The sequence below is a fragment of the Caulobacter sp. GW821-FHT05F04 genome (assembly GCF_059419665.1).
Map to the genome: position 1 here is coordinate 456,711 of NZ_JBWKSF010000002.1, position 23,171 is coordinate 479,881.

The 23,171-nt window shown below is 67.6% G+C and carries 25 protein-coding genes; 10 read left to right on the forward strand and 15 right to left on the reverse strand.

Annotated features, from left to right (window positions below; genetic code table 11):
- The first annotated feature begins 2 nt into the window (after window positions 1-2).
- Entirely contained in the window at window positions 3-1,355 is a 1,353-nt protein-coding gene (locus AC07R7_RS06585) for an ATP-binding protein (protein ID WP_494634586.1), read from the forward strand.
- On the opposite strand, the gene AC07R7_RS06590 is transcribed toward AC07R7_RS06585, so the two are convergent.
- From AC07R7_RS06590 to AC07R7_RS06600, 3 genes are read right to left on the reverse strand one after another with little or no spacing between them, the layout of a single operon-like run.
- On the reverse strand, window positions 1,334-1,621 hold the full coding sequence (locus AC07R7_RS06590) for an RNA-binding S4 domain-containing protein (protein ID WP_494634587.1): 288 nt from the start codon (window positions 1,619-1,621) through the stop codon (window positions 1,334-1,336). The genes AC07R7_RS06585 and AC07R7_RS06590 overlap by 22 nt on opposite strands.
- Complete coding sequence (locus tag AC07R7_RS06595; RefSeq protein WP_494634588.1) at window positions 1,618-4,176, reverse strand: helicase-related protein; 2,559 nt, start codon at window positions 4,174-4,176, stop codon at window positions 1,618-1,620. The genes AC07R7_RS06590 and AC07R7_RS06595 overlap by 4 nt, the downstream gene beginning before the upstream one ends.
- A gap of 48 nt (window positions 4,177-4,224) precedes the next feature.
- Window positions 4,225-5,859, reverse strand: coding sequence for an amidohydrolase (locus AC07R7_RS06600; protein ID WP_494634589.1), 1,635 nt, complete (start codon window positions 5,857-5,859; stop codon window positions 4,225-4,227).
- 83 nt (window positions 5,860-5,942) lie between these two features.
- On the opposite strand from AC07R7_RS06600, the gene AC07R7_RS06605 reads away from it, so the two are divergent.
- The gene (locus AC07R7_RS06605) at window positions 5,943-6,518 is read left to right on the forward strand and encodes a methylated-DNA--[protein]-cysteine S-methyltransferase (RefSeq protein WP_494634590.1); all 576 of its coding nucleotides are present in this window, start codon (window positions 5,943-5,945) and stop codon (window positions 6,516-6,518) included.
- Window positions 6,519-6,687: 169 nt separating this feature from the next.
- On the opposite strand, the gene AC07R7_RS06610 is transcribed toward AC07R7_RS06605, so the two are convergent.
- Entirely contained in the window at window positions 6,688-7,194 is a 507-nt protein-coding gene (locus AC07R7_RS06610) for a DUF3617 domain-containing protein (protein WP_494634591.1), read from the reverse strand.
- Window positions 7,195-7,453: 259 nt separating this feature from the next.
- Here AC07R7_RS06610 and rpmB point away from each other — a divergent pair, with 259 nt between their 5' ends.
- The 3 genes from rpmB (at window position 7,454) to AC07R7_RS06625 (ending at window position 9,622) form a co-directional block, all read left to right on the forward strand.
- A complete protein-coding gene (gene rpmB, locus AC07R7_RS06615) occupies window positions 7,454-7,759 on the forward strand; it encodes a 50S ribosomal protein L28 (RefSeq protein WP_492840381.1) in 306 nt (101 codons plus the stop codon).
- Window positions 7,760-7,946: 187 nt separating this feature from the next.
- The gene (locus AC07R7_RS06620) at window positions 7,947-8,255 is read left to right on the forward strand and encodes a hypothetical protein (protein WP_494634592.1); all 309 of its coding nucleotides are present in this window, start codon (window positions 7,947-7,949) and stop codon (window positions 8,253-8,255) included.
- Between the two features lie 8 nt (window positions 8,256-8,263).
- Window positions 8,264-9,622 (forward strand): hypothetical protein, encoded by a 1,359-nt coding sequence (locus AC07R7_RS06625; RefSeq protein WP_494634593.1) that lies wholly within the window; start codon window positions 8,264-8,266, stop codon window positions 9,620-9,622.
- A gap of 166 nt (window positions 9,623-9,788) precedes the next feature.
- Here the strand turns inward: AC07R7_RS06625 and AC07R7_RS06630 are convergent, their stop codons facing one another.
- The 4 genes from AC07R7_RS06630 to cobT all read right to left on the reverse strand — a co-directional run bounded on the left by AC07R7_RS06630 (window position 9,789) and on the right by cobT (window position 13,879).
- A complete protein-coding gene (locus tag AC07R7_RS06630; RefSeq protein ID WP_492840377.1) occupies window positions 9,789-10,088 on the reverse strand; it encodes a hypothetical protein in 300 nt (99 codons plus the stop codon).
- Between the two features lie 251 nt (window positions 10,089-10,339).
- Window positions 10,340-10,651 (reverse strand): hypothetical protein, encoded by a 312-nt coding sequence (locus AC07R7_RS06635; RefSeq protein ID WP_494634594.1) that lies wholly within the window; start codon window positions 10,649-10,651, stop codon window positions 10,340-10,342.
- A 208-nt stretch (window positions 10,652-10,859) separates the two neighbouring features.
- Entirely contained in the window at window positions 10,860-11,957 is a 1,098-nt protein-coding gene (locus AC07R7_RS06640) for an esterase-like activity of phytase family protein (RefSeq protein WP_494634595.1), read from the reverse strand.
- Complete coding sequence (gene cobT / locus AC07R7_RS06645; RefSeq protein WP_494634596.1) at window positions 11,954-13,879, reverse strand: cobaltochelatase subunit CobT; 1,926 nt, start codon at window positions 13,877-13,879, stop codon at window positions 11,954-11,956. Before cobT ends, AC07R7_RS06640 begins: the two co-directional genes overlap by 4 nt.
- 139 nt (window positions 13,880-14,018) lie before the next feature.
- Between cobT and AC07R7_RS06650 the strand changes: the two genes are divergently transcribed.
- On the forward strand, window positions 14,019-14,201 hold the full coding sequence (locus AC07R7_RS06650; protein WP_125155298.1) for a DUF1328 family protein: 183 nt from the start codon (window positions 14,019-14,021) through the stop codon (window positions 14,199-14,201).
- A gap of 42 nt (window positions 14,202-14,243) precedes the next feature.
- On the opposite strand, the gene AC07R7_RS06655 is transcribed toward AC07R7_RS06650, so the two are convergent.
- Window positions 14,244-15,443 carry a DUF3089 domain-containing protein gene (locus tag AC07R7_RS06655; protein WP_494634597.1) on the reverse strand — a complete coding sequence of 400 codons (1,200 nt, stop codon included), beginning with the start codon at window positions 15,441-15,443 and terminating at the stop codon, window positions 14,244-14,246.
- A 140-nt stretch (window positions 15,444-15,583) separates the two neighbouring features.
- On the opposite strand from AC07R7_RS06655, the gene AC07R7_RS06660 reads away from it, so the two are divergent.
- Window positions 15,584-16,609, forward strand: coding sequence for an IMCp domain-containing protein (locus AC07R7_RS06660; protein WP_494634598.1), 1,026 nt, complete (start codon window positions 15,584-15,586; stop codon window positions 16,607-16,609).
- A gap of 4 nt (window positions 16,610-16,613) precedes the next feature.
- Here the strand turns inward: AC07R7_RS06660 and AC07R7_RS06665 are convergent, their stop codons facing one another.
- The 4 genes from AC07R7_RS06665 to groES all read right to left on the reverse strand — a co-directional run bounded on the left by AC07R7_RS06665 (window position 16,614) and on the right by groES (window position 19,340).
- Entirely contained in the window at window positions 16,614-16,928 is a 315-nt protein-coding gene (locus tag AC07R7_RS06665) for a hypothetical protein (RefSeq protein ID WP_492886424.1), read from the reverse strand.
- A 40-nt stretch (window positions 16,929-16,968) separates the two neighbouring features.
- The gene (locus AC07R7_RS06670; RefSeq protein ID WP_492886422.1) at window positions 16,969-17,100 is read right to left on the reverse strand and encodes a hypothetical protein; all 132 of its coding nucleotides are present in this window, start codon (window positions 17,098-17,100) and stop codon (window positions 16,969-16,971) included.
- Window positions 17,101-17,345: 245 nt separating this feature from the next.
- Window positions 17,346-18,989: a chaperonin GroEL gene (groL, locus tag AC07R7_RS06675; RefSeq protein WP_492886420.1), complete on the reverse strand. Its 1,644-nt coding sequence runs from the start codon at window positions 18,987-18,989 to the stop codon at window positions 17,346-17,348.
- 60 nt (window positions 18,990-19,049) lie between these two features.
- Entirely contained in the window at window positions 19,050-19,340 is a 291-nt protein-coding gene (gene groES / locus AC07R7_RS06680; RefSeq protein WP_013080760.1) for a co-chaperone GroES, read from the reverse strand.
- 175 nt (window positions 19,341-19,515) lie between these two features.
- Here groES and AC07R7_RS06685 point away from each other — a divergent pair, with 175 nt between their 5' ends.
- Together AC07R7_RS06685 and AC07R7_RS06690 are read left to right on the forward strand one after the other, a co-directional pair.
- Window positions 19,516-19,899 (forward strand): VOC family protein, encoded by a 384-nt coding sequence (locus tag AC07R7_RS06685; RefSeq protein ID WP_492886418.1) that lies wholly within the window; start codon window positions 19,516-19,518, stop codon window positions 19,897-19,899.
- A gap of 29 nt (window positions 19,900-19,928) precedes the next feature.
- Complete coding sequence (locus AC07R7_RS06690) at window positions 19,929-20,354, forward strand: DUF4345 family protein (RefSeq protein ID WP_494634599.1); 426 nt, start codon at window positions 19,929-19,931, stop codon at window positions 20,352-20,354.
- Here the strand turns inward: AC07R7_RS06690 and AC07R7_RS06695 are convergent.
- On the reverse strand, window positions 20,351-20,863 hold the full coding sequence (locus tag AC07R7_RS06695) for a methylated-DNA--[protein]-cysteine S-methyltransferase (RefSeq protein ID WP_492886414.1): 513 nt from the start codon (window positions 20,861-20,863) through the stop codon (window positions 20,351-20,353). The two genes, AC07R7_RS06690 and AC07R7_RS06695, sit on opposite strands and share 4 nt — an antisense overlap.
- A gap of 215 nt (window positions 20,864-21,078) precedes the next feature.
- Complete coding sequence (locus AC07R7_RS06700) at window positions 21,079-22,386, reverse strand: acyl-CoA dehydrogenase family protein (RefSeq protein ID WP_494634600.1); 1,308 nt, start codon at window positions 22,384-22,386, stop codon at window positions 21,079-21,081.
- A 151-nt stretch (window positions 22,387-22,537) separates the two neighbouring features.
- Between AC07R7_RS06700 and AC07R7_RS06705 the strand changes: the two genes are divergently transcribed.
- Window positions 22,538-23,134, forward strand: a complete 597-nt coding sequence (locus AC07R7_RS06705) for a GNAT family N-acetyltransferase (RefSeq protein ID WP_492886410.1) — start codon at window positions 22,538-22,540, stop codon at window positions 23,132-23,134.
- Window positions 23,135-23,171 lie beyond the last annotated feature (37 nt).

A 23,171-nucleotide genomic window follows, 5' to 3' on the forward strand; every position in this document is an offset into this window, starting at 1 on the left:
GCATGACTCTGACGATGGGAAAGGCGCCGTGGCGGTCTCGCGGCTTCGTGGGGCGGTCCATCTGGGTGGTGGTCGCCGTCGTGCTGGTGCAGCTCTGCGCCAGCGTCGCCTTCTATAGCGCCATCGATCGCCAGACCCTGCGCGAGGACCACGCCCGGCGGATCGGCGAACTGCTGGTCGTCGGCCAGCGGGTCGCCAGGCTGGGCGAGGCCGATTTCGACAAGGTCATGACCTCGCACTACATGGAGGCCAAGGTCGTGATCCTGCCGCCGGAAGGGCCGCCGGTCACCCGGACCCGGATGGCCGAGGCCAGCGCCATCGCCGACTATGTCCGCCAATGGGAGCCGAGCCTCGCCGCGCGGCCGCTGCGCCTGTGGTCCGAGAGCCGGCCCGAGGGCGGCCGCGACCTGGTCGGGGTCATGGGGCTGGAGGACGGCCGGTGGCTGACCTTCCGCTCGCGCAACTTCCCCCGGCCCTGGCCGATCGCCCTGCGCGCGGTGGCCACGACGCTGGTCTTCTCCCTGGCCTGCGTGGCCCTGGGCGCCTACGCTCTGCGCCAGCTGGGTGAGCCCCTGCGCCGCCTGACCGAGGCCTCGCGCCACGTCGGCGCGAGCCCCCCGTCGTCGATCCTGGTCGAGGGCCCCAACGACCTCGTCGAACTGGGCCGGGCGTTCAACGACATGCAGCGCCGCATCGCCGGTCTGATCGAGGACCAGGCCCGGGCCATGGAGGCGCTCAGCCACGACCTGCGCACGCCACTGGCCCGCCTGACCCTGGCGGCGGACTATATCGAGCCGGACGACATCAAGGCCCTGGTGGCCGACAATGTCGGCGAGCTGGACGCGATGCTGCGGTCGCTGTCTGACTGGCTGCGGGCCCAGCACTCGGCCAGCACCGCCGAGGTCGTCGACCTGCCGTCGTTGATCCAGGGCGTGACGGCGCGGTGGCCGGACGTGGTGCGCTACGAAGGCGGCAAGGCCCTGGAAGTGACCACCCATCGCGGGCCGCTGGAGCAGGCGCTGATCCGGCTGGTGGACAACGCCGTGCGCTTCGGTGGCCAGGCGCGCGTCCGGCTTGTCGCGGACGGTCCGGAGGGGCCGCTGATCGAGGTGCTGGACCAGGGACCGGGCCTGACCGCCGACGCCATGGCCCGCATCTACGAACCGTTCTTCCGAGGCGACGCCGCGCGGGCCCGCGACACCGGCGGCTTCGGCCTGGGCATTCCCACCGCCGAGCGCCTGATCAAGCGCTTCGGCGGCAGGCTGGTGATCGGCAATCGTGAAGGCGGCGGCGTCAGCGCGAGAATCTGGCCGCCGGTGGCGATGTCGGAGGGTTACCCCTCCACCGCTTCATAGAGCCCGCGCGCCTCGGTCGCCGGGCCCCGGCGTTCGCCGCAGTCCAGCACCCGCACGGCGATCAGGCGGCCGCCAAGACCGAACACCACGATATCGCCGGGTTTGACGGCGCGCGAGGGCTTGTCGATGCGGCTCTCGGTTCCGGAGCGGGTCAGGCGGATGCGGCCCTCGTCGACGAACCTGGCGGCCAGCGAGCGGGTCTTGAAGAAGCGGGCCCGCCACAGCCACACGTCGGCGCGGACAGAGTCTCCCTGGATATCCGTCATGATGCGGCCTGCTTACCAGCCGCCTGGGCGGCCGGCTTGCGGCGGCGCGGCTTCTTTCGTCTGGGCGGCGGTTCGGTCAGCTTGGCCAGGGCCGCGAACGGCGAGTCCGGGCGCGCCTTGACGGGGGTCTGGTCCAGCTTGGCGGCCCCACGGCGCTTCCAGACGATCAGCTGATCGGGCTTGGCGCGGATGGCAGGGGTGTAGTCGAGGGCGCGCAGGACGTTGGAGGCCTGCTTGGCTGTCCAGCCCAGCGTCTCCAGCGCCGCGTCGGTCAGCACCACGCCGCCGTGCTGCTGCTCGGCGCGCAAAAGGGCGTCCAGCGCCTCCAGCGCCTCGACCGGAATGCTGAAGCCGGCGACGGCGCGCAGTCCGCTGGCCGACAGTTCGCGGGCCGAGGGCTCGGGCGAGGGCAGGGGCTCCAGCGTCGTCAGCGCGCCGCGCCAGCCGGTCGGGTTCAAGGCGCGCGCGGCGGCGATCGCCTCGGCCTTCAGCACGGCGGGGCAATAGAGGCTGAAGGCCCCGATCCGCACGCCCAGGCTCTTGAGGGTGCGGCGCTCGGCCTGGCTGAGCGCTTTCAGCTCCGGATCGACGGGGCGTTTGTCGAGCACGCCGCCGGCTTCCAGCAGGCGGTGGGCGACGCCGCGCGGCAGGCCGCGAAGCTCGCCGCCGGCCAGGGCGCGCTCCAGCTTGCGCAGTGGGGCCAGGTGCTTGTCGACCTCCGAGGCGAGAAAGGCGTCCAGCCGCCGCTCGGCTCGCTCGCGCACGGCGGCGGGGCCCAGCTCGCCCAGCAGGCGGGCGCGGGGCGACAGCAGGGGCAGGTCGCGGCGCACGGCCCCGGCCGCCTCGCCCCGCCACAGGATCGCGCCGTCGGGCGTCAGGGCGAACGCGTCGTCGGCTTCGCTGGCCAGCAAGCCCAAACGCTTGGCGATCTCGGGCCCGACCGCGCGCTGGGCGGCGTTGCGCAGGGCCTTCTCTTCCAGGGGCGAGGTCGCCTTGACCGGGGTGAAGGCCACGCCCGACAGGTGGCCGACCACGTGGCCCTCGACCGTGACCTCGCCGTCCTGGCCGACGCCGGCATAGAGCGTCTCGCGCTCGCCCAGCTGCTTCATCAGCGCGCTGGTGCGCCGGTCGATGAACCGGGCCATCAGCTTTTCGTGCAGGGTGTCGCTGATCCGGTCCTCAAGCTGGCGGGTCAGGCCTTGCCAATGGGCGGGATTGGCCACCCAGTCCGGGCGGTTGGCGATGTAGCTGAGCGTGCGCACGCCCGACAGCCGGCCGGCCAGGCTGTCGATTTCGCCGTCGACGCGGTCCAGCGCCTTGTACTGACTGTTGATCCAGTCCTCGGGCAGGCGCTTGCGGCCGGTGGTCAGGTCGTCGAACAGGGTGCGCGCCATGCGCTGATGGTCGTCGTCGGTGGTCTTGCGGAAGTCCGGAGTCTGGCAGACGTCCCACAGCCGCAGCAGGGCCGAGCGGTCGGTCTTGCAGCGTTTGATGACGTCTTCCTGCTGAGCCAGGGCGCGCAGGGTGCGCTCGTCCAGGGCTTCCTGCGACAGGGACAGGCCATTGCGCTTGGGCGTCTCGTTCAGCGAGCGCAGCAGGCCGGGCAGAGAGCCGAAGTCCAGCCGCGCGTTGCGCCACTCGGCGGCCTGGATCGGCTCGAAGGTGTGGCTCTCGACGGCTTCAACGAGATCCTCGTCGATCTCCTCGCAGTCGCCCGTCACACCAAAGGTGCCGTCGCGGGTATAGCGTCCCGCCCGGCCGGCGATTTGGCCGACCTCCTGCGGATAGAGCCAGCGGGTGCGCTTGCCGTCGAACTTGCGCAGGCCGGCGAAGGCCACGTGGTCGACGTCCATGTTCAGGCCCATGCCGATGGCGTCGGTGGCCACCAGGAAGTCGACCTCGCCCGACTGGTACAGAGCCACCTGGGCGTTGCGGGTGCGGGGGCTCAAGCTGCCCATGACCACGGCCGCCCCGCCGCGTTGGCGCCGGATCAGCTCGGCGATGGCGTAGACCGCGTCGGTGGAGAAGGCGACGATCGCCGTCCGCCGCGGCAGGCGGGTCAGCTTCTTGGAGCCGGCGTAGGAGAGGTTGCTGAACCTCTCGCGCGAGACGATCTCGGCGTCCGGCAGCAGTCGACGCACCAGCGGGGCCATGGTCCCGGCGCCCAGGAACATGGTCTCGAACTTGCCGCGCGCATGCAGCAGCCGGTGGGTGAAGATGTGGCCGCGCTCGGGATCGGCGCACAGCTGGATCTCGTCGACGGCCAGGAACTCGACCTCGCGGGCCAGCGGCATGGCCTCGACGGTGCAGACGAAATAGACCGCCCGGGCCGGGACGATCTTCTCCTCGCCGGTGATCAGCGCCACCGAGGCCTTGCCGCGCAGCTTGACGACCCGGTCGTAGATCTCGCGCGCCAGCAGCCGCAGCGGCAGGCCGATCATCCCCGACCCGTGGGCCAGCATCCGTTCGACGGCCAGGTGGGTCTTGCCGGTATTGGTCGGGCCCAGGACCGCGGTCAGCTTCGAGGGAGCCAGGCCGGTCGAACGATCACTCATGGATTCAAGGTGGGGCGGGAATCGTGACGAGGCAAGCGGGAGGAAGGCTTACGGTCGGCTGAACACCACCTTGCCGTCCACCACGGTCAGCACCGGCTGGGCCGTCAGGATCTCCTTGGGCTCGACCGTCATCAAGTCCTTGTCGAAGGCGGTGAGGTCGGCCTTCTTGCCGGCCTCCAGCGTGCCCAGCTCCTTCTCGCGAAACACGGCGTAGGCCGGCGCCAGGGTCAGCATCTTCAGGGCCTCGGCGCGGGTGACGGCTTCTTCCAGATGCCAGTCGGCGTTGGCGAAGCCGTCCAGCCCGTGGCGATAGACGGCGGCGTAGAACTCGATGCGCGGATCGCCGACCTCGACCGGGGCGTCCGAGCCCGCCGCGACCACGACGCCGGCCTTCAGGAAGTCCTTCCAGCGATAGCCCTCGTGCAGGCGGGCCTTACCCAGGCGGGCGGGAGCGAAATAGAGGTCGCCGATGGCGTGGCTGGGCTGCATCGAGGCGATGACGCCCAGCTTGGCGAAGCGCGGCACGTCGGTGTCGGCGACGATCTGGGCGTGCTCGATGCGCCAGCGGGCCTTGGTGTCGCCGGCCAGGCTTTGCTCGAACCAGTCCAGGGTCATGCGGTTGCCGCGGTCGCCGATGGCGTGCATGGCGACCTGGGCGTTCACGGCCTTGGCCTGCTTCATCAGCGCCAGGCCCTTGTCCTGCGGGGTCAGCTGCAGGCCCAGGCCCTCGGCGTCGCTGTAGGGTTCCAGCAGGGCCGCGCCGCGAGAGCCCAGGGCGCCGTCCATATAGAGCTTGATCCCGCGCGTCCGGATCAGGCCGGTCGCATCGGTCCGCGGACCCTTGCTCAGCACTTCGGCCGCGCCGCTGGGGTCCATGTAGTTGTCGACGCGGATGTGGAAGCTTCCCTTGGCGGCCTCATCGCGCAGCAAGGCGAGATCGTCGGCCATGACGCTCATATTGGCGAGGCCGGTCCAGCCGCGCGCGGCGTAGAGCGCGCCGGCCTTGCGCAGGGCTTCACGCTTAAGGGCCTCGCTGGGCGGCGGGATGACGTCCGCCACCAGGGACTGGGCGTGGTCGATCAGCATGCCGTCGGGCTGGCCGTCGGGGCCCTTGAGAATCTGGCCGCCGGCCGGCGCGGCGGTGGCGGCGGTGATCCCGGCCTTGGCCAGGGCGGCGCTGGAGGCGACGCTGGCGTGGCCGTCCGAGCGTCCCAGCACCACGATCCGCCCCGGCGCCGCCGCGTCCAGGTCGGCCTTGGTCGGGAAGCGCTTCTCGGGCCAGTGGGTCTCGATCCAGCCCCGGCCATAGATCGCGCCCTCCGGGTGGGCGGCGGCATAGGCCTTCACGGCGGCGACCAGCTCGGCCACCGACTTCACCTGATCGAGATTGAGGGTCAGCTCGCGCAGGCCGATGCCGGTCAGGTGGGCGTGGGCGTCGACGAAGCCCGGATAGGCGGCCGAGCCCTTCAGGTCGATGTCGCGAACGTCCTTCGCGGCCTTGGCCTTGGCGGTGGCGAGATCGCCGACGAACAGGATCCTGTCGTCGCGCAGCAGCACCGCCTCGGCGGTCGGCTTGGCGTCGACGCCGGTGTGGATCGGGCCGCCGTGGATCAGGATGTCGCCGGCGTTCGCGGCCGTGAAAGAGGTCGCGGCCAGCAGGGCGGCGAGTAGGATCCGGCGCAAAGGCGACCTCCGAAGCTTAGCAAGTTTCGGAAAACGTACGGCGCGCCCCTCCCAAGTCGCAACAGGCCTGCTAGTTTTTCGTCATGAGCGCTCAGCGTTTTGTCCTGTTCGACACGATCATCGGCCGCTGTGGCGTCGCCTGGGGCGAGCGCGGCCTGATCGGTGTGCAACTGCCGGAGAGCTCGCCCGGCGCGGCCTGGGCCAGATTGCGCAAGCGCTTCCCCGACGCGGTCGAAGACGAGCCGACCACCGAGATCGAGACGGTCATGGAGCGTATCCGCGGACTGTTGGCCGGCGGCCGCGACGACCTGACCGACATCCCGCTCGACCTGGACGGCCAGCCAGCCTTCAACCTGCGGGTCTATGAGATCGCCCGGGCCATCACGCCGGGCGAGACCTCGACCTATGGCGAGGTGGCGAAAGCGATGGGCGAGCCGGGCGCGGCGCGGGCCGTCGGCAAGGCCCTGGGCGAGAACCCCTGGCCGATCGTGGTGCCCTGTCACCGGGTGCTGGGCGCCTCGGGCCATATGGGTGGCTTTTCCGCGCCGGGCGGCACCGAGACCAAGGCCCGACTGCTGACGATCGAGAAGGCGCGGACCGACAAGGTCCCGACGCTGTTCGACCTGGAATTCTCGGTCGCGCCGCGGCGTGGGGGCTGAGGTCCAGACGACCCTCCGCCCACGTCTCTTAACGCAAGATAACGCTTCCTCGAACAGGGGCGAAACGAATCATGACCGAATCAGCGACGTCGGCCGATTCAGTGTTTGTTCCCTACAAGCTATTGTAGCTTAAAGCGGATTAACCACAAATCGGTTTCGCGGAGCGGCGTTACCTCGATGTCGTTTCCGGGGCCTTTTCCGCCGTTTTCTCTTCCGGCGCGCACTCGGCCGCGACGCGCTTGGCGTTCATGCTGCCGGCCAGGTTCATGCCGCTGATGGTCTTGATGTGGATGTCCATCTTGAAGCTCTCGGGCGTGTAGCTGCCCTCGGCCGTGACCGGCGAGACGCGGTCCTTCTTGTCGGTCCAGGTGCCCTTCAGCTGGATCTTGCCGTCCTTGACCACATTGGTGGTGTAGTCGCAGCGATAGCGCCGGGTGCAGATGCCGCGCGAGAACTGCTCTGCGTCGGCCGGCTTGAGGCATTTGCGCTCGCTGCTGACCGGGATCACGCCGACCTTGTAGTCGTACTCCCACTGGCCGGGGAGAATCGTCGCCTTGCTCGAGGCCGAGGTCTTGGCGGCCGCCGCGCGGACCGCGGGCTGGGCGAGGGCGACGCCCCCAAGAACGCCTCCCGTGGCGAGGACCAGAATGGAAGCGGCGAGGGCGGTCGAACGCATGCGGCGGGTCTCCTTCATACCGCTCCTATATAGAGAGGCATATGAACCCTGCTTGAAGGCGGAGGTTGGGCGACCGGTTCCTTGTCGGACGCCGGCGCGGGGATCCTTGGCCAGACGCCTTGACTCGGGGGCGACCCTTCGCCTATATCGCCCGCTCTCGCGCGGTCGGCCTGGTCCAGTCGCGTGTCCGAATTCATATCTTATCGGGACCAGGCTCTTCACCGAGCCAGACGGTTTCGCCCAAGCCAAGGTAACCACCATGTCGCGCCGTTGCGAACTTACCGGTATCGGTCCGATGGTCGGCCACAATGTGAGCCACTCGAACATCAAGACCAAGCGCCGCTTCCTGCCGGCCCTGTCGCCCGCCACGCTCCAGTCGGAGTCGCTGGGCCAGAGCTTCAAGCTGCGCATCAGCAACGCGGCCCTGCGCACCCTGGACTTCAAGGGCGGCCTGGACGTGTTCCTGCTGGGCGCCAAGGACGAGCAGCTGTCGCCGCGCGCCCTGAAGATCAAGACCCAGGTCAAGGCCAAGGCCAAGGCCGCCGCGACCGCCCAAGCCGCCTAAGGCTTTACGGTCTCGACTGACGATTGAAAGCCCGCCGGGAGCGATCCCGGCGGGCTTTTCGTCGTGGGTCCTCGGCTGGCGGTTCAGGCGCGCTCAATCCAAGACTCGACCCGCCTCCCAATGTGCGCTTCCTTGGGTTGTTACGCTCTGCGGATGCAGGCTGTGATTTCAGGGAAGCTGAGGATCTATGACCGAGGACATTTTGCTCGAGTGCGCGCCTGACCTCCTGGCGGCCGTACGGGAAGAACTTGGCTCGCTCGCCGTCGAACCGGTTGATGCGATGGAGAGGAAGAATTTCGACGGCAGTTCATCAGTCTGGATCGTTCTCGCCACGCTGGCGGTCCAGGCTCTGCCGAATTTCGTGACCCTGATCGCCAAACATATCGATCGAGGTGGGGTCACGAAGATTCAGATTGGCGACATCATCATCGAGAACCCTCAGGAAAAGGATCTTGAGCTCCTGCGCGAGCTGATGGCCAAGCGCCTCTCGACATAGGCGTCGCCATGGATCCGGCTCAGACCACGCGACTGCTGCGTGCCGCCCGCCTCGCCATGGGCGGCCGAGCCGACGTGCGGCCCTATGCGGGCGAGGGCGAGGACGATTGGACCTTCGCTCTTGTCGCTGAGAGTCTAAACATCGAGTCGGAAACGCCGTTGCTGATAAGCACTGTCGACGGTGGACGCCCTTCCGTCTTCTGCCTCAAGCATCCCGACGCCCTCGTCGTCGTGATGAACCCACGACAGGCGCGGGCCTTCGAGGACTTCCGCAGGCTGTTCACCGGCCTCTATGAGGGAGAGGGTCTGCGGCTGGTTGCGCGTCGCACCCTGTTCAGGACCGTGGCCCAGTTCGCTTTGCGGCCCGGGAGTGATGAGGGCGCGGCTGCTGCGTTCGCGGAGGTTCTGGCGACAGTTCCGCCACCGGCCAACCCATCGCATGACCTCGTCGAGATCTTTCGGGGTTCGGCGGACATAGCGGATTGCGCCTACATTATAAGTCGCTTCTTCGCTCTGGCCCATGAGGTTGGTCATGCGGTCGTTAGCGCGGACAAGGTCAGCGCGCGTTTCGCTCGGGGTTTCTCTGACGAGCTGATTGAAGGCGCGCTGGCGCGTGGGATCCTGGCCCTCGTCAAGCAGGCTCCTCGATTCCAGAATGCATCCACTTACTTTATCGGACCGGAGCGCCTTCCGCTCTGTGATCCCGCCCATATTCGCGAGGAAATAGGGGCGGATCTCTTCGCTCTGAATGTTCTCATCAACCCGACCGTGGCCGCTATGGGGCGTGAGAGCTCCAGTCCGCTGGATCTGAGGGTCTTCGCGCTCGAACATGCGCGCATGTCCTTGGCGAGCACTTACATCGCGCGTTGCCGTCGGATCGGGCTGGCCTTGGCGGCGGGTGAGGTCTCCCCTGTCGCGGACGTCGAACTGGCGCTGCAAGGCATTGTCGACAACATCCGCCTGCGAATGACCCAACACCAGATGACCTACACCCTGGCTCGGCTGTGGTCGCGCGAGGAGGAGCCTCCTCAGGCGAACCTTGATCGAATGAGCGAGGTGCTGCGAGAGATCGACGCCCACCTGCGAGCATTCCTACCAGCGATCGAAGCGGCGATGGCGGATGTCATGGCCTTCCTGGCGGCGACCTTCAGAAGCGATCCGTTGGACAAATACCCCGACCTGTTCACGGAGGTCTTCGAACATTGGTCAGTGGACATTCCAGCGTCCAATCCTCTGGCGGGGCTGGGCGGCGCCAATTTTGGCGCGGTCGACGAGGCGCGGGACTTCCTCGCCCTAGCCGAGGAGGTCGGGGCGTCGGGCGCATTGCTTTTGCAGTTGCGGCGGATCGTGGACGAACGCACCGACTGAGGCGGGGAGGCGGGGAGGCGGGGAGGCGGGGAGGCGGGGAGGCGGGGAGGCGTCAGGCGCGCCTCAGACAAAGCAAAACCCGCCGCGACTGAGCCGCGGCGGGTTTTGAACGCTTGGTACTGGTAAGCTTGGTACTGTTACGCTTGGTACTAAAGCCTGGGGGCGCTTAGCGCGCGACGACGGCGCCCGAAGCCGGGTTGGCCGAGTTGAACGCGCTCAGGGCCGGGTTGTTGATCTTCGACACGGCGTCGTTGACCGAGGCGCGGATGCAGGCCGGGTACAGGTAGCCGGCGAGGGCTTCGCCACGGACGTCCTGCCAGCAGACGGTCGAGGCGGCCTTGACGATTTCAGCGCGGACTTCGGCGGCCGACTTGCCGGCGAGCTTGACGCGGACTTCGGCGGCCGAGGCCGGAGCGGCGGCGAACAGGGCGATGGCCGAGGCGGCCAGAACGATGGAGCGGATCATGTCGATGTTCCGAAAGAGGGTTGGGTTCAACCCCCTCCAGACGCGTTCCTCTGACGGCCCGTCCCCGGTCTATCGCCTGCTCAGCCCGTCTCGTCGCCTATAGCAACGTTCGCATGGGTTATCAACGATTATGTTGCAGTGCACCCAAGGTGGAGTCGGGCGTTATTGCGCGTGCGAACAACCGATTGCAGACCAGAAAAAGCCCGCGAAACGGGGGTTTCGCGGGCTCTGTCGGGAAGCGTCGACCGCTCCTAGCGGGTGGCGATTTTCAGGAAATAGACGCCGCGGCCCTGGGCCTTGTCGTAGGCGATCAGGTCGCGGCTGTGGGCGCGGCTGATGGCGTCGCGAGCGATGTCGCGCACGCAGTAGGGGGCGATCTGGACGGCATAGGGGTTGCCGAACAGGTCTTCCTGGCACAGCTGCTTGGCGGCCTGGACGATTTCGGCGTGGACGGTGGCGGTGTCGCGGCCGGCGACCTTGACCTTGATTTCGCCAGCGCTGGCCGAGGTGGCGGCGGTGGTGGCCATGAGGGCCGCGATGGCGATAACGAGCAGACGGATCATGTTGTGTAGTCCCGGAAAGGAGGTTGAGTTCAACCGCCTCCCGACGCGTTCCTCTGACGGCCCCCAGGATCTCGCCTCGTCGTCCGTCGGGATCCATAAGTATATGGTACCGGTACCTTTCGCAAGTGCGAAATCGGTTTGTGCGACAAAAAGTCCAATATAATCATATAGTTGGTAATGAAACCGTCTCGTCTGAAACGAAACGGCCTTAGCGCCTGCGAACGGGCTTGCGAGGCGCCTTGGGCGGCATTGGCGGCGGGAGGGGCGGGGCCACCCAGTCGAAGGCCAGAAGCAGGGTGCGCTGGTTGGCGCCGATCGCCTGGTCGTCGGAGATCAGATAGAGGCGCGTGGCGCCGGCCGGCGCGCCCGGCGGCGAGGCGGTGATGGACACGCCTTCGAAGTTGTCTCGCGGCATGGAGCCTTCGATCCGCAGCGTCGCGGCGGTGCGTTGGCGGGCCGTGGGCTGGGTCGGGTCGGAGATGAAGCGCACGATCGAGCGCCAGCCGCGGACGGGGTCATAGCCGCGATGCAGGCTGGCGATGGCCGCGCCCTGGAAGGGGGCGAAGCCGGTCAGGCCCCAGGTGAAATCCGGGCCCGACTGCGGCGGCAGCGCCTTGCAGTCGGCCGACAGTCGGCACAGCCACACCTCGCCCTCCTCGCCGCCGACGATATAGGCGTCGGGACCCGCGGCCGGATAGGCCGAGATCGCCTCCATGCCCTCGTTGTCCGGGAAGATGGTGGCGGGCTTGGGCGCGGGGGCTGGAAGGCTCCACGTCCCATCGCGTCCGACCGCGTAGCGCCAGATGCGGTGGTCGCGCTCGAAGCTGACCAGGCGGTCGCCATTGGGCAGCACGGCCAGGCCCTCGGCGTCGGCATGTTGCTTGTTCCGCAGGGGCTGGCCGTCCAGGCCCTTCAGCGGCGCCAACTTGGCGTCGGTCAGGCCGACCAGCTTGCCAGCCGCGTCGAACTGGATCTTGGCCTCGAAGACGTCGCCTTCGTCGCTGATCGCCGTCAGCCGGCCGTCGGCGGTGACCGACAGGTCCGACAGGCCGTGCAGGCGCGAAGTGGTCGCGCTGGTCAGGGCCAGGCCGCCGGCATAGGTGAAGCCGCCGTCCAGGGTGGTCTTGGCTGGGTTGGCGGCGTCCAGCGGCACGGGCGTCGCGGTGACGGTGATCTCGGGGCCGACCTTGACCGGCGCCGGTGGTGTGGCGACCACCGGCGGCGGCTTGCGCGGCGTGCACTGGGTGGCGAAGCCGCTCAGGCCGCCGACCATCCCCAGGACGAGCGCGGCGCGAAGACCGATCACGCGGAAACCTTACCGGCCTTCGGAGTCTGAGGCGTCACCACGGGCGGCGGGGCGAGCAGGCCGCGCGAACGGGCGATCTGGCGCGGCTCTTCCTCGAACAGCGCGGCCAGCTGCTCGACCAGCACCCCGCCCAGTTGCTCGACATCGACGATGGTGACGGCGCGGCGGTAGTAGCGCGTGACGTCGTGGCCGATGCCGATGGCGATCAGCTCCACGGGGCTCTTGGTCTCGATCTCACCGATGACCTGGCGCAAGTGACGCTCCAGATAGTGGCCCGAATTGACGCTGAGGGTGGAGTCGTCCACCGGCGCGCCATCGGAAATCACCATCAGAATGCGGCGGGCTTCGGGCCGGCCGATGATCCGCTGGTGGGCCCACATCAGGGCCTCGCCGTCGATGTTCTCCTTCAGGAGCCCTTCGCGCATCATCAAGCCGAGGTTCTTGCGGGCCCGGCGCCACGGAGAATCGGCGGCCTTGTAGATGATGTGGCGCAGATCGTTCAGCCGGCCCGGGGCGGCGGGCTTGCCGGCCTTGATCCACTCGTCGCGGCTGGTCCCGCCTTTCCAGGCGCGGGTGGTGAAGCCCAGCACCTCGGTCTTGACCCCGCAACGTTCCAGGGTCCGAGCCAGAATGTCGGCGCAGATCGCCGCCACCATGATCGGCCGTCCCCGCATCGAGCCGGAATTGTCGATCAGCAGGGTCACGACCGTGTCGCGGAACTCCTGGTCCTCTTCCTGCTTGAAGGACAGCGGGGCGGTCGGGTCGATGATCACCCGCGTCAGGCGGGCGACGTCCAGCATCCCTTCCTCGAGATCGAAGGTCCAGGCGCGGTTCTGCTGGGCCAGGAGGCGGCGCTGCAGCTTGTTGGCCAGGCGCGAGACGACGCTGGAAAGCGCCGACAGCTGCTGGTCCAGATAGGCGCGCAGGCGCGTCAGTTCCTCGGCGTCGCACAGGTCCTCGGCGTCGACGACTTCGTCGTGGGCCGTGGTGAAGATCTTGTAGAGCGGCTCGCCGCCCTGCGACGCGCCCGGGTCGGGGCGGGCCGGCTTGGCGCCGTCGCCCATCTCGGGCTGTTCGTCGGACTCCTCGGGCTCGCCGTCCTGGTCCGACTGGACCATCTCCTCGTCGCCGGACTCGGTCTCGCGGTCGGAGGCCTCGCTCTCCTGCGGCGAGGAGCCCTCGGGCTGTTCGCCTTCGCCCTCGCCCTGATCCTCGTCGGAATTCTCGGTTGCGCCTTCCTCTTCGCCGTCGTCCTCGTCGGCGCTTTCGGTGGCGTCGGACATCTCTTCGCCCAGGTCGAGGTCACGGAGGATCTCGCGGGTCACCCGGGCGAAGGCGGCTTGGTCGTCGATGGCGGCGGCCAGGCGATCCAGGTCCTTGCCGGCCTTCATCTCGATGTCGTTACGCAGGATGTCGACCAGGGCCCTGGCGCCGTCCGGCGGCGCGTCGCCGGTCAGGCGCTCGCGGACCATCAGGCCGAGGATCTCGGCCATGGGCGCGGACTGGCGGTCGGTGGCGACGGCCCGCGTCAGGCCCTGCTTCTCCAGCCGGGCCTCCAGGGCGGCGGTCAGGTTTCCGCGCACGCCGCCCAGGGCGTTGGCGCCGATCGCTTCCAGCCGCGCCTGCTCGATGGACTCGAAGGCCGCCTGGCCGTCGGGCGAGCTGGGACGCGCGCGGGCGTGGGCGATAGGGTCGTGGTGAGCCAGGCGCAGGGCCATCTGGTCGGCCAGGCCCCGGATGCGCGCGGCCTCCTTGGCGTTCAGGTCGCGCGGCGGATGCGGCAGCACCGCCCGCTTGCCCAGGAGCTGCGGGCCATCGCCCGAGAACACGACCTCCAGGTCCGGCATTTCGGCGAGCGAGCGCGCGGCGTGCGCCAGGGCGCGCTTGAAGGGTTCGGTCGGGCTTTCGGGCTTGGAGGCCATGGCTTCGAGTTAGCGGCGCCGGGCGGCGAAAACAAGGAACGCCGTGCGCGGACGAGACGTTGATTTTCCATCGGCGCCGCTTCGGCGCCTCTGGAATCTGTAAGCGGCGCCGCTCGGACGCCTTCGTGAGGGAACGCAAATGCTCAAGTGGGCCATCATTCTCGCCGTTGTCGCTCTGATCGCGGGCGCGCTGGGCTTTACCGGCGTGGCCGGCGCGGCGGCGGGCGTCGCCAAGATCCTGTTCTTTCTGTTCCTGCTCGGCTTCGTGATCGTGGCTCTGCTGGGCGTGACGGTGTTCAAGGCGGCGGCCGGCCCGAAATAGAACCGCTCACAGAGGCTTCCCCGCTCGCGGGGGAGCCTCTGCCTAGCGTCCCGCGTACGCCTTGGCCACGTACGCCTTGGCTTGGCGGGCCACGAGCGCGTTCAGGTCGCCCATCTCCAGATTCACGTCGATCAGGTGCAGGCCCCAGTCCTTGAGGGTCTGGTCACCGACCATGATGTCGCCGGCGATGTCGTCGGTGCGCGGATCGGCCGGATCGGCGTTCACCTTGACCGACAGATAGGTGAAGTCGCCTTCGCTCACGCATTTGGCCGAGATCAGGCCAGGCAGCGAGGCGAACGGCGTCGTCACCTTCACGTCCTTGGCGAACGGCTTGGGCTCGCCGCTCGACAGGAAGGCCTTGCTGCTGAGATAGGCGTGCACGGGCGTCTCGTCGCTCGAGGCCTTGCCGGCGACCAGGGCGGCGGGGTTCACGCAGCCGGCGCGACGGCCCTGTTCGTCGGTCTTGCCGAAGCGGCTGTTGGCCGGCGGCGGGCTGGAGGCGCGGAACGAGACGTAGGTGACGAGACAGCCGGCCTGATCGGCCTTGTCGCACAGCGGGATCGAGCCGAACTTGCCGTCGGTCACCGGTGTATTCATGCCGATCACATAGGCCGAGATCATCTGCTTTTGGGCGGGTTTGCCGTCCACCTCGTTCTTCAGCAGGTCCAGCAGCATCCGCGAGCCCTGGCTGTGACCTAGCAGCACGACACCCCTGGCCTTCCCATTGGGTCCCCCGTTCTCGTTGGCCAGGTACCAGCGCCAGGCGTCGCGCACGTCGCCATAGGCCAGGACGCCGTCGCCCGGCGAGGGCTGACCCGTCATCACCGCGCGCAGGGCCGCCAGGGTCACCTGGCGGTACATCGGGGCGAACACCCGGCACTGGCCGCCGAAGCGGGCCAGCTGTTGCTCGACCACGCGGCGCTCGGCCTCGTCGATGACCATGTCGCTGTTGCCGCCCGCATCGGTCGAGACCGTCGGATAGATATAGAAGCAATCATAGGCGGGGCTGGCGGCTGGCTTGAAGGCTTCGGTCGAGGTCTTGCCGTCGGCCTCGACGATGGTGGTGGTCTGGTCGACGGCGCAAGCGTCCTGGCGGCCAGGAAGGCACAGCCAGTTCTCCGTCTTGCCGTAGTCGTTGGGGGCGGTGTTGGTCGGCGCCTGGGCGCAGGCCGCGCTCGTCAGGGCCAGGCCCGCCACCAGGCCCAGGGCCGCCAGAGTCTTCGAAGCCAGAGTCTTCGCCATCGTCTTCTCCCCGAACGCTTGTTTGGCGCGGACAATGGCCGAGAGAACGCGGATCGCCAAGGGGGCTTGGCGCGAGGCTTGCGACACGGGCCGGGACTGTCCCGCCGAGGGACGCTCCGTGTTCCGCATCGAGGTCGGCCATGAGCCCCAAGATCCTTCTCCGCGTCGGCGTGCTGGCCGCTTTCGCCAGCCTCACCCTGGCTTCGCCCGTGCTGGCCGACGGCTATGAGCGTCCGCCCGCCCGTCAGGCGCATGCGCCAAAACGGGTCACGACACGCACCAAGGTGGTCTATGTCGATCGCGTGGTGGAGCGCCGCGTGCCGGTCTATGTCGACCGTCCCACCACCCAGATCGTCGAGAAGGTGGTCGACCGGCCGGTGATCGTCGAGCGCCCGGTCGTGGTCGAAAAGCGCATCGAGGTTCCGGTCGAGAAGCTGGTCCAGGTCCCGGTCGAGAAGATCGTGGAGCGGCCCGTCTATATCGACCGTCCGGTCGAGAAGATCGTCGAGAAGCGGGTCGAGGTGCCGGTCGATCGCCCGGTCTATGTCGATCGCCCGGTTCCCGTGGATCGCCCCGTGCCGGTCCCGCAACCCGCGCCGTGCCAGCGGGCCTGCGGCGGCGAGGTGGTCGAGAAGATCGTCCAGGTGCCGATCTACGTCTATGTCGATCGTCCGGTCTATGTGCCGGTCCAGCCGCAAGGCGGTTGCCAGCCGCGCGCCTGCGGCGGCGCTGTTGTCCAGCAGCAGTGCAGCTCGTGCGGCGGCGGTCATCGCTATGAGGACAGCTATTACGAAGAGAGCCGCGAGCGTTCGTCCTACGACTATTCGGAGTCTCGCTACAGCGCCGGCGGCGGCTGGAACGCGGGTTCGGCCGGAAGCTCGGCGTGGGGTAACTATATCGAACCGCCGCCCCTGCCGATGGGCTATGTCGGCGCGCAGTCAGGCGGGCGCGGCGGCGGCTATGGCGGTCCCGGCCTGGCCGGTGGCGGCTATGCGGGCGGCTATGCGGGCGGTTACGCCGGCGGTTCTTCGAGCGGCTACGCCTCGAGCTCGGCCTCGGCTTCAGCCTCGGCGTCGTCCTCGATCCACATCGGCGGCGGCTATCACGGCGGCGGTGGCGGCAGGGGCGGCTGTAGCGCCTGCGGTGGCGGCGGCAAGCGCCACTAGAATTTCAGAGCGAGAGCCAGCGCCTCGGGTTCTTGTCGCCCAGGGCGCGGGCCTCGCCGGGTTTCAGGCCCAACTCGCGCATCCGGTAGGCGACGATCTCGCGCAGGGCCTCGACGGGCTCCTGGCCTTTGACGGGGCTGGAGGCGACGGAGCCGGCGTTCATCGCCAGGTCCACGGCCGCCCACTCGGCCTGGGCGCGATCGGCCTTTCCCACGGCGAAGTAGTGACGGACAGGCACACGCTCGCCCAAGACCTCGACCATCACGCCGATGACCCAGCCTTGAACGATCAGATCGGCGTCGGGGCGTTGGCGGAACATCAGGCGCATGTAGCGCCCGCATGGCCTCGCGGATAGGGGCCTAGCCGATCAGCTGAAACGCGGCCTGACTGATCAGGCCCAGCACGAGCCAGGCGGAGACGCCCAATACGATGAGGTTGGCGCGAGACGCGCGGCGCCGGCGATGAGCGGAATACAAACGCACGAACGACATTCCAGCCTCCATGCTCTGCAAGGTGAGCGAAAGGTTAACGTCGATCCTTCGCCTTGGTTCTGCCTCGTCACGGGAGTGTGAAACCGTCGCTATGCGGACAGAGAAAAAGGGCGGGACCTCGCGGCCCCGCCCTCAATCACTATCAGCGATAGGCTGAACTTCTAAATTAGAAGTCCATGTCGCCGCTCGGGATCGGCTTGCCGATCCCGATCTCCTTGGAAGATGGGCGACTTTATGGACTTCTCTTAGAAGTCCATGTCGCCCATGCCGCCCGGCATGCCGCCGCCCGGAGCGCCGGCCGAGGCCTTCTTCGGGGCTTCGACGATCGCGGCTTCCGTGGTGATCAGCAGGCCGGCCACCGAAGCGGCGTCCTGCAGAGCGGTGCGGACAACCTTGGCCGGGTCGATGACGCCATCGGCGACCAGGTCGACATACTGCTCGGTCTGGGCGTTGAAGCCGAACGTCGCGTTGTCGCTTTCCAGGATCTTGCCGACCACGATCGAGCCTTCGACGCCGGCGTTTTCGGCGATCTGACGGATCGGAGCCTGCAGGGCGCGACGGACGATGGCGATGCCGGCGGTTTGGTCGTCGTTGTCGCCGGTCAGGTTCGCCAGGGCCTTGGAGGCCTTCAGCAGAGCCACGCCGCCGCCCGGGACGATGCCTTCGTCGGCGGCCGCGCGGGTCGCGTTCAGGGCGTCGTCAACGCGGTCCTTCTTTTCCTTCACTTCGACTTCGGTCGAGCCGCCGACGCGGATGACGGCGACGCCGCCGGCCAGCTTGGCCAGACGCTCTTGCAGCTTTTCCTTGTCGTAGTCCGACGTGGTGTCTTCGATCTGGCGCTTGATCTGGGCGATACGGGCCTCGATGTCGGCCTTCTCACCAACGCCGTCCACGATCGTGGTGTCGTCCTTGGTGATCGAGACCTTCTTGGCCTTGCCGAGCATGTCGAGCGACACGTTCTCGAGCTTGATGCCCAGGTCTTCCGACACGACTTGAGCGCCGGTCAGGATGGCGATGTCTTCCAGCATGGCCTTGCGGCGATCGCCGAAGCCCGGAGCCTTGACGGCGGCGACGCGCAGGCCGCCACGCAGCTTGTTGACGACCAGCGTGGCCAGGGCCTCGCCTTCGACGTCCTCGGCGATGATGACCAGCGGACGGCCCGACTGGACCACGGCTTCCAGCACCGGCAGCAGCGGCTGCAGCGACGACAGCTTCTTTTCGAACAGAAGGATCAGCGGCTCTTCCAGCTGAACTTCCATCTTGTCGGCGTTGGTGATGAAGTACGGCGACAGGTAGCCGCGGTCGAACTGCATGCCTTCGACGACGTCGAGTTCGGTCTCGGCGGTCTTGGCTTCCTCGACGGTGATGACGCCTTCGTTGCCGACCTTGTCCATGGCGCGGGCGATCATGTCGCCCACTTCCTTGTCGCCGTTGGCCGAGATGGTGCCGACCTGAGCGATTTCAGCGTTGGTCGTGACCTTCTTCGACGACGACTTGATCTCGGCGACGACGATGGCGACGGCCTTGTCGATGCCGCGCTTCAGGTCCATCGGGTTCATGCCGGCGGCGACCGACTTCAGGCCTTCCTGAACGATGGCTTGAGCCAGGACCGTGGCGGTCGTGGTGCCGTCACCGGCCTTGTCGTTGGTCTTGCTGGCGACTTCGCGGATCATCTGCGCGCCGAGGTTCTCGAAACGATCGCTCAGTTCGATTTCCTTGGCGACCGAGACGCCGTCCTTGGTCGAGCGCGGAGCGCCGAAGGACTTTTCGATCACGACGTTGCGGCCCTTGGGGCCCAGGGTCACCTTCACCGCGTTGGCGAGGATGTTGACGCCGCGCAGCATCTTGTCGCGCGCGTCCGAAGAGAAATAAACGTCTTTAGCGGCCATGTGTATGAGCCCTTCTAAAAGAGAAACTTGGGGTCGAAAGCGAAGAGGACGGAGGAGGCCTTAAGCCTCGACCACGCCCAGGACGTCGCTTTCCTTCATGATCAGGAGGTCCTGACCGTCGACCTTGACTTCCGTGCCCGACCACTTGCCGAACAGGATGCGGTCACCGGCCTTGACGTCCAGGGCGACGACTTCGCCCTTGTCGTTACGCGCGCCGGGGCCGACGGCGACGACTTCGCCTTCCTGCGGCTTTTCCTTGGCGGTGTCGGGGATGATGATCCCGCCCTTGGTCTTGGTTTCTTCTTCGACGCGCTTCACGAGGACGCGGTCGCCCAGGGGACGAAATTTCATGGGTGTTCTCCGTCGGAACGGTTTCAAGTAAGGCTGCGTCGGACCAGGGGAGCTGCGTTGTTAGCAGTCGCTCCCATCGAGTGCCAACGTCGGCTGTGAGTTAGGGATGAGGCTCGGGGGAGTCAAGGACGACGACCGCGAACTTTTTGCGGCGCGGTTAATGAGGGAGGGTTCGATGTTCGATCATGTGGGGTTCGGAGTGGCCGACTTCCACCGTTCCGCGGTCTTCTACGACGCCGCGCTACGCCCGTTGGGGATCCGCCAACTGTATGTCGTGCCCAAGGAATTCACCGGCGGGGTGGACGCCGTCGGCTATGGCGTCACGCGGCCGATGTTCTGGATTTCCGAGCAGGACGCGACCCAGGGCAAGCTCCACGTGGCCTTCGCGGCCGAGACGCGCGCCCAGGTCGATGCTTTTTACGCGGCGGCGTTGAAAGCCGGCGGAAAAGACAATGGTCCGCCCGGACTTCGCCCACATTACGATAAGGACTATTACGGCGCGTTCGTTCTGGACCCGGACGGCTTCAACGTCGAGGCCGTCTGCCGCGCGCCAGAATAGCGTCGAGAATAGCAGGAGTAACAAGGCCCATGTCGAGCTACGTTCTGTCGCTGTTTCTGGCGGTCCTGGCCTGCGTCATCGGCGGAACCCTGGGCGGCATGATCCTGGCGCGGCCGCAGACCATGCTGGGCTTGGCGGGTCTGGCCGATGACGACACCCTCAAGCCGCCGCTGTTCGCGGAAGGGCGGGCCCTGGGCGGGGTGCTGATCGCCTCGCACGGCGTGGCGGCGCTTTATCTGGGCTATCAGCCGCGCATCGGGGCCGCCATGGCCATGGCCTTGGCCGTCGCCTGGCTGGGCGCGGCGGCGGGTCGGGCGATCTCGGCGGTTCTGGACGGCGAGGCCGGGCGCTACAATAGCGGCGCCATGGTGTTCAACGCCCTGATCGGCCTCACCCTGAGCCTGCCGTTCTTCAATATCGGCCGCGTGGTGATCGAGGGCGCGAGGCTGGCTTAGATCGCCTTCTCGTGGGCGAGCAGCCAGCGTTTGCGCTCTATCCCGCCGCCATAGCCGGTCAGGGTCCCGTTCAGGCCGATCACCCGGTGGCAGGGCGCGACGATGCTGAGCGGGTTTGAGCCATTGGCGTGGCCCGCGGCCCGGATAGCGGCGGGTCGGCCAGCGCGGCGGGCCAGTTCGGAATAGGTGATCGTCTGGCCGGCGGGGATTTGCGTCAGGGCCGTCCAGACCGCGTGCTGGAAGGCCGTGCCGTTGGTCGCCCAAGCGATGGTGTTCAGGGTGTCGAGCTCACCGGCGAAATAGGCGGCCATGGCCTCGCGGATCCTGGCGGGCGCGGCGCCGAGGTCAGGCCGCAACGGGCCGTAGTGGGTCTTCAGCAGCCGGTCGAGGCGAGGCTCGTAGTCGTGGAAGTCCAGCGCGCGCAGGGTCCCGGCCTCGTCGGTGACGATCAGCAGTTCGCCGATCGGCGAGGGCGCGCGGTCGAGGAAGAGGCGAGCGGGGCGACTCATGGGGCGATCATCGCCGGGTGAGGCGAGGGTGTCCGCCCGGAATTTGCTCTAGTGACCAAGTCCGTTTCCCCGGCGAAAGCCGGGGCCCAGATCGAACCCGCGACGTCGCGGATCTGATCTGGGCGTAGGTCGGATCATCCCCAGACGCTCAGGCTGAATCTGGGCCCCGGCCTTCGCCGGGGAGATCGGGATTTGGGATAGGGGAAAGCGCTAACCTACCGGATCCCCGGCACGTGCAGGGCGGCTTCCCTTTCGGCCTTCTGCTTGTAAACGAGGTCGCCGTACTTGCCGTATTCCATGCGGGCGATGGTGCGCTGGTGCACTTCGTCCGGGCCGTCGGCCAGGCGCAGGGTGCGGATGCCGGCATAGGCCTTGGCCAGGCCGAAGTCGGTGGTCACGCCGGCGCCGCCATGGGCCTGGATGGCGTCGTCGATGATCTTCAAGGCCAGGCGCGGGGCCGCGACCTTGATCATGGCGATCTCCAGGCGGGCCGACTTGTTGCCGGCCTTGTCCATCATGTCGGCGGCCTTCAGGCACAGCAGGCGGCACATCTCGATGTCGATGCGGGCGTCGGCGACGCGCTCTTCCCACACAGAGTGGTCCGAGACGTACTTGCCGAAAGCCTTCCGGCTCATGAGGCGCCGGCACATCTTTTCCAGCGCGACTTCCGCCGTGCCGATGGTGCGCATGCAGTGGTGGATGCGGCCGGGACCCAGGCGCCCCTGGGCGATCTCGAAGCCGCGGCCTTCGCCCAGCAGCAGGGCGTCCTCGATCGGCACGCGCACGTCCTTGAGGATGACCTCGGCGTGGCCGTGCGGGGCGTCATCATAGCCGAACACCGGCAGCATGCGGACGATCTCGATGCCGGGCGCGTCCAGCGGCACCAGGACCTGGCTCTGCTGCTGGTGGCGGCTGGCGTTGTCGGGATCGGTTTTGCCCATGACGATGGCGACCTTGCAGCGCGGGTCGCCCACGCCCGAGGACCACCACTTGCGGCCGTTGATCACATAGTGGTCGCCGTCGCGCTCGATGCGGGTCTCGATGTTGGTGGCGTCCGAACTGGCCACGGCCGGCTCGGTCATCAGGAAGGCCGAACGGATCTCGCCGTTCATCAGCGGGCGCAGCCACTTTTCCTTCTGCGCCAGCGTGCCGTAGCGCATCAGCACTTCCATGTTGCCCGTGTCCGGCGCCGAGCAGTTGAAGACTTCCGAGGCGAAGCCGACCTTGCCCAGCTGTTCGGCGATCAGGCTGTATTCCAGGTTGGTCAGTTGGACGCCTTCGAACTGGAAGGTGTCGTCGACGTGCACCTGGCCGCTGTGCGGGGGCATGAAGAAGTTCCACAGGCCGGCGGCCTTGGCCTTGGCCTTCAGTTCCTCGACGACCTGGACGACCTTCCAGCGCTCGGCGCCCAGGACGTCCATCTCGGCCTCGTAGACCGGAACCGCCGGATAGATGTGCTCGTCCATGAACGCGGTGACGCGGTCCAGGAAGGCGCGCTGCGTGGGGGAGATGTCGAAGTCCATGGTCGTTCCCTCTGCCCGGTTCTCAATGTGTCAAACGCTTGTTTGAAGTGTTTGTAGACCGGCTTTACGCGGGCGGCAAGCGGTCCTGTCTTGCTCAAGGAGACTTTCGAAGCGGGTTGTCAGACCACGCGTCCTGTCGGACAACGGGGCCATGCTGAACCTGACCGCCGACACCCTGCAGGGCCGCTATGTCCGGCTCGAACCGATCACCATCGATCACCGCGACGCGCTGCAGGCCGCCGTCGACTGCGATCCCGCCAGCTGGGAGATCATGTCGGTCAACGGCTGCGGCGAGGGCTTCGAGGACTTCTGGGGCGCGCTGCAAGGCGAGACCGACCGTGGCGAGCGCATCGGTTTCGCCATCCGCCGCCTTTCGGACGGCAAGATCGTGGGCACCTCCAGCTACCTCAACATCCGCCGCCTGCATGGCGGGCTGGAGATCGGCTCGACCTTCCTGAATCCCGACGCGCGCTCGGGTCCGGTCAATCCGGAGAGCAAGCGCCTGCTGCTGGCCCACGCCTTCGAGAAGGCCGGCGCCATCCGCGTCGAGTTCAACATCGACGTCCGCAACGCCCGCAGCCAGGCCGCCGTCGAGAAGCTGGGGGCCAGCAAGGAAGGCGTGCTGCGCAATCACAAGGTCACCTGGACCGGGCACATCCGCGACACGGCGGTGTTCTCGATCACCGACTACGACTGGCCCGCGGTCCGCGAACGGCTGGAATTCCGCCTCAGCGAGACGTTCGTATAAAGGGCGCCAAAAAAGGTTCCCTCGCCGGCGAAATAAA

Excerpts from the sequence above, each read along its gene's own strand:
- AC07R7_RS06585 (WP_494634586.1), top strand. The coding sequence starts at position 3 with ATGACTCTGACGATGGGAAAGGCGCCGTGGCGGTCTCGCGGCTTCGTG.
- AC07R7_RS06655 (WP_494634597.1), bottom strand. The coding sequence starts at position 15,443 with ATGGCGAAGACTCTGGCTTCGAAGACTCTGGCGGCCCTGGGCCTGGTG.
- AC07R7_RS06690 (WP_494634599.1), top strand. The coding sequence starts at position 19,929 with ATGTCGAGCTACGTTCTGTCGCTGTTTCTGGCGGTCCTGGCCTGCGTC.
- groES (WP_013080760.1), bottom strand. The coding sequence starts at position 19,340 with ATGAAATTTCGTCCCCTGGGCGACCGCGTCCTCGTGAAGCGCGTCGAA.
- cobT (WP_494634596.1), bottom strand. The coding sequence starts at position 13,879 with ATGGCCTCCAAGCCCGAAAGCCCGACCGAACCCTTCAAGCGCGCCCTG.
- AC07R7_RS06650 (WP_125155298.1), top strand. The coding sequence starts at position 14,019 with ATGCTCAAGTGGGCCATCATTCTCGCCGTTGTCGCTCTGATCGCGGGC.
- rpmB (WP_492840381.1), top strand. The coding sequence starts at position 7,454 with ATGTCGCGCCGTTGCGAACTTACCGGTATCGGTCCGATGGTCGGCCAC.
- AC07R7_RS06705 (WP_492886410.1), top strand. The coding sequence starts at position 22,538 with ATGCTGAACCTGACCGCCGACACCCTGCAGGGCCGCTATGTCCGGCTC.
- AC07R7_RS06605 (WP_494634590.1), top strand. The coding sequence starts at position 5,943 with ATGAGCGCTCAGCGTTTTGTCCTGTTCGACACGATCATCGGCCGCTGT.
- AC07R7_RS06685 (WP_492886418.1), top strand. The coding sequence starts at position 19,516 with ATGTTCGATCATGTGGGGTTCGGAGTGGCCGACTTCCACCGTTCCGCG.
- AC07R7_RS06610 (WP_494634591.1), bottom strand. The coding sequence starts at position 7,194 with ATGCGTTCGACCGCCCTCGCCGCTTCCATTCTGGTCCTCGCCACGGGA.
- AC07R7_RS06665 (WP_492886424.1), bottom strand. The coding sequence starts at position 16,928 with ATGTTCCGCCAACGCCCCGACGCCGATCTGATCGTTCAAGGCTGGGTC.
- AC07R7_RS06625 (WP_494634593.1), top strand. The coding sequence starts at position 8,264 with ATGGATCCGGCTCAGACCACGCGACTGCTGCGTGCCGCCCGCCTCGCC.
- AC07R7_RS06700 (WP_494634600.1), bottom strand. The coding sequence starts at position 22,386 with ATGGACTTCGACATCTCCCCCACGCAGCGCGCCTTCCTGGACCGCGTC.
- AC07R7_RS06590 (WP_494634587.1), bottom strand. The coding sequence starts at position 1,621 with ATGACGGATATCCAGGGAGACTCTGTCCGCGCCGACGTGTGGCTGTGG.
- AC07R7_RS06660 (WP_494634598.1), top strand. The coding sequence starts at position 15,584 with ATGAGCCCCAAGATCCTTCTCCGCGTCGGCGTGCTGGCCGCTTTCGCC.
- AC07R7_RS06695 (WP_492886414.1), bottom strand. The coding sequence starts at position 20,863 with ATGAGTCGCCCCGCTCGCCTCTTCCTCGACCGCGCGCCCTCGCCGATC.
- AC07R7_RS06620 (WP_494634592.1), top strand. The coding sequence starts at position 7,947 with ATGACCGAGGACATTTTGCTCGAGTGCGCGCCTGACCTCCTGGCGGCC.
- AC07R7_RS06595 (WP_494634588.1), bottom strand. The coding sequence starts at position 4,176 with ATGAGTGATCGTTCGACCGGCCTGGCTCCCTCGAAGCTGACCGCGGTC.
- groL (WP_492886420.1), bottom strand. The coding sequence starts at position 18,989 with ATGGCCGCTAAAGACGTTTATTTCTCTTCGGACGCGCGCGACAAGATG.
- AC07R7_RS06670 (WP_492886422.1), bottom strand. The coding sequence starts at position 17,100 with ATGTCGTTCGTGCGTTTGTATTCCGCTCATCGCCGGCGCCGCGCGTCT.
- AC07R7_RS06630 (WP_492840377.1), bottom strand. The coding sequence starts at position 10,088 with ATGATCCGCTCCATCGTTCTGGCCGCCTCGGCCATCGCCCTGTTCGCC.
- AC07R7_RS06635 (WP_494634594.1), bottom strand. The coding sequence starts at position 10,651 with ATGATCCGTCTGCTCGTTATCGCCATCGCGGCCCTCATGGCCACCACC.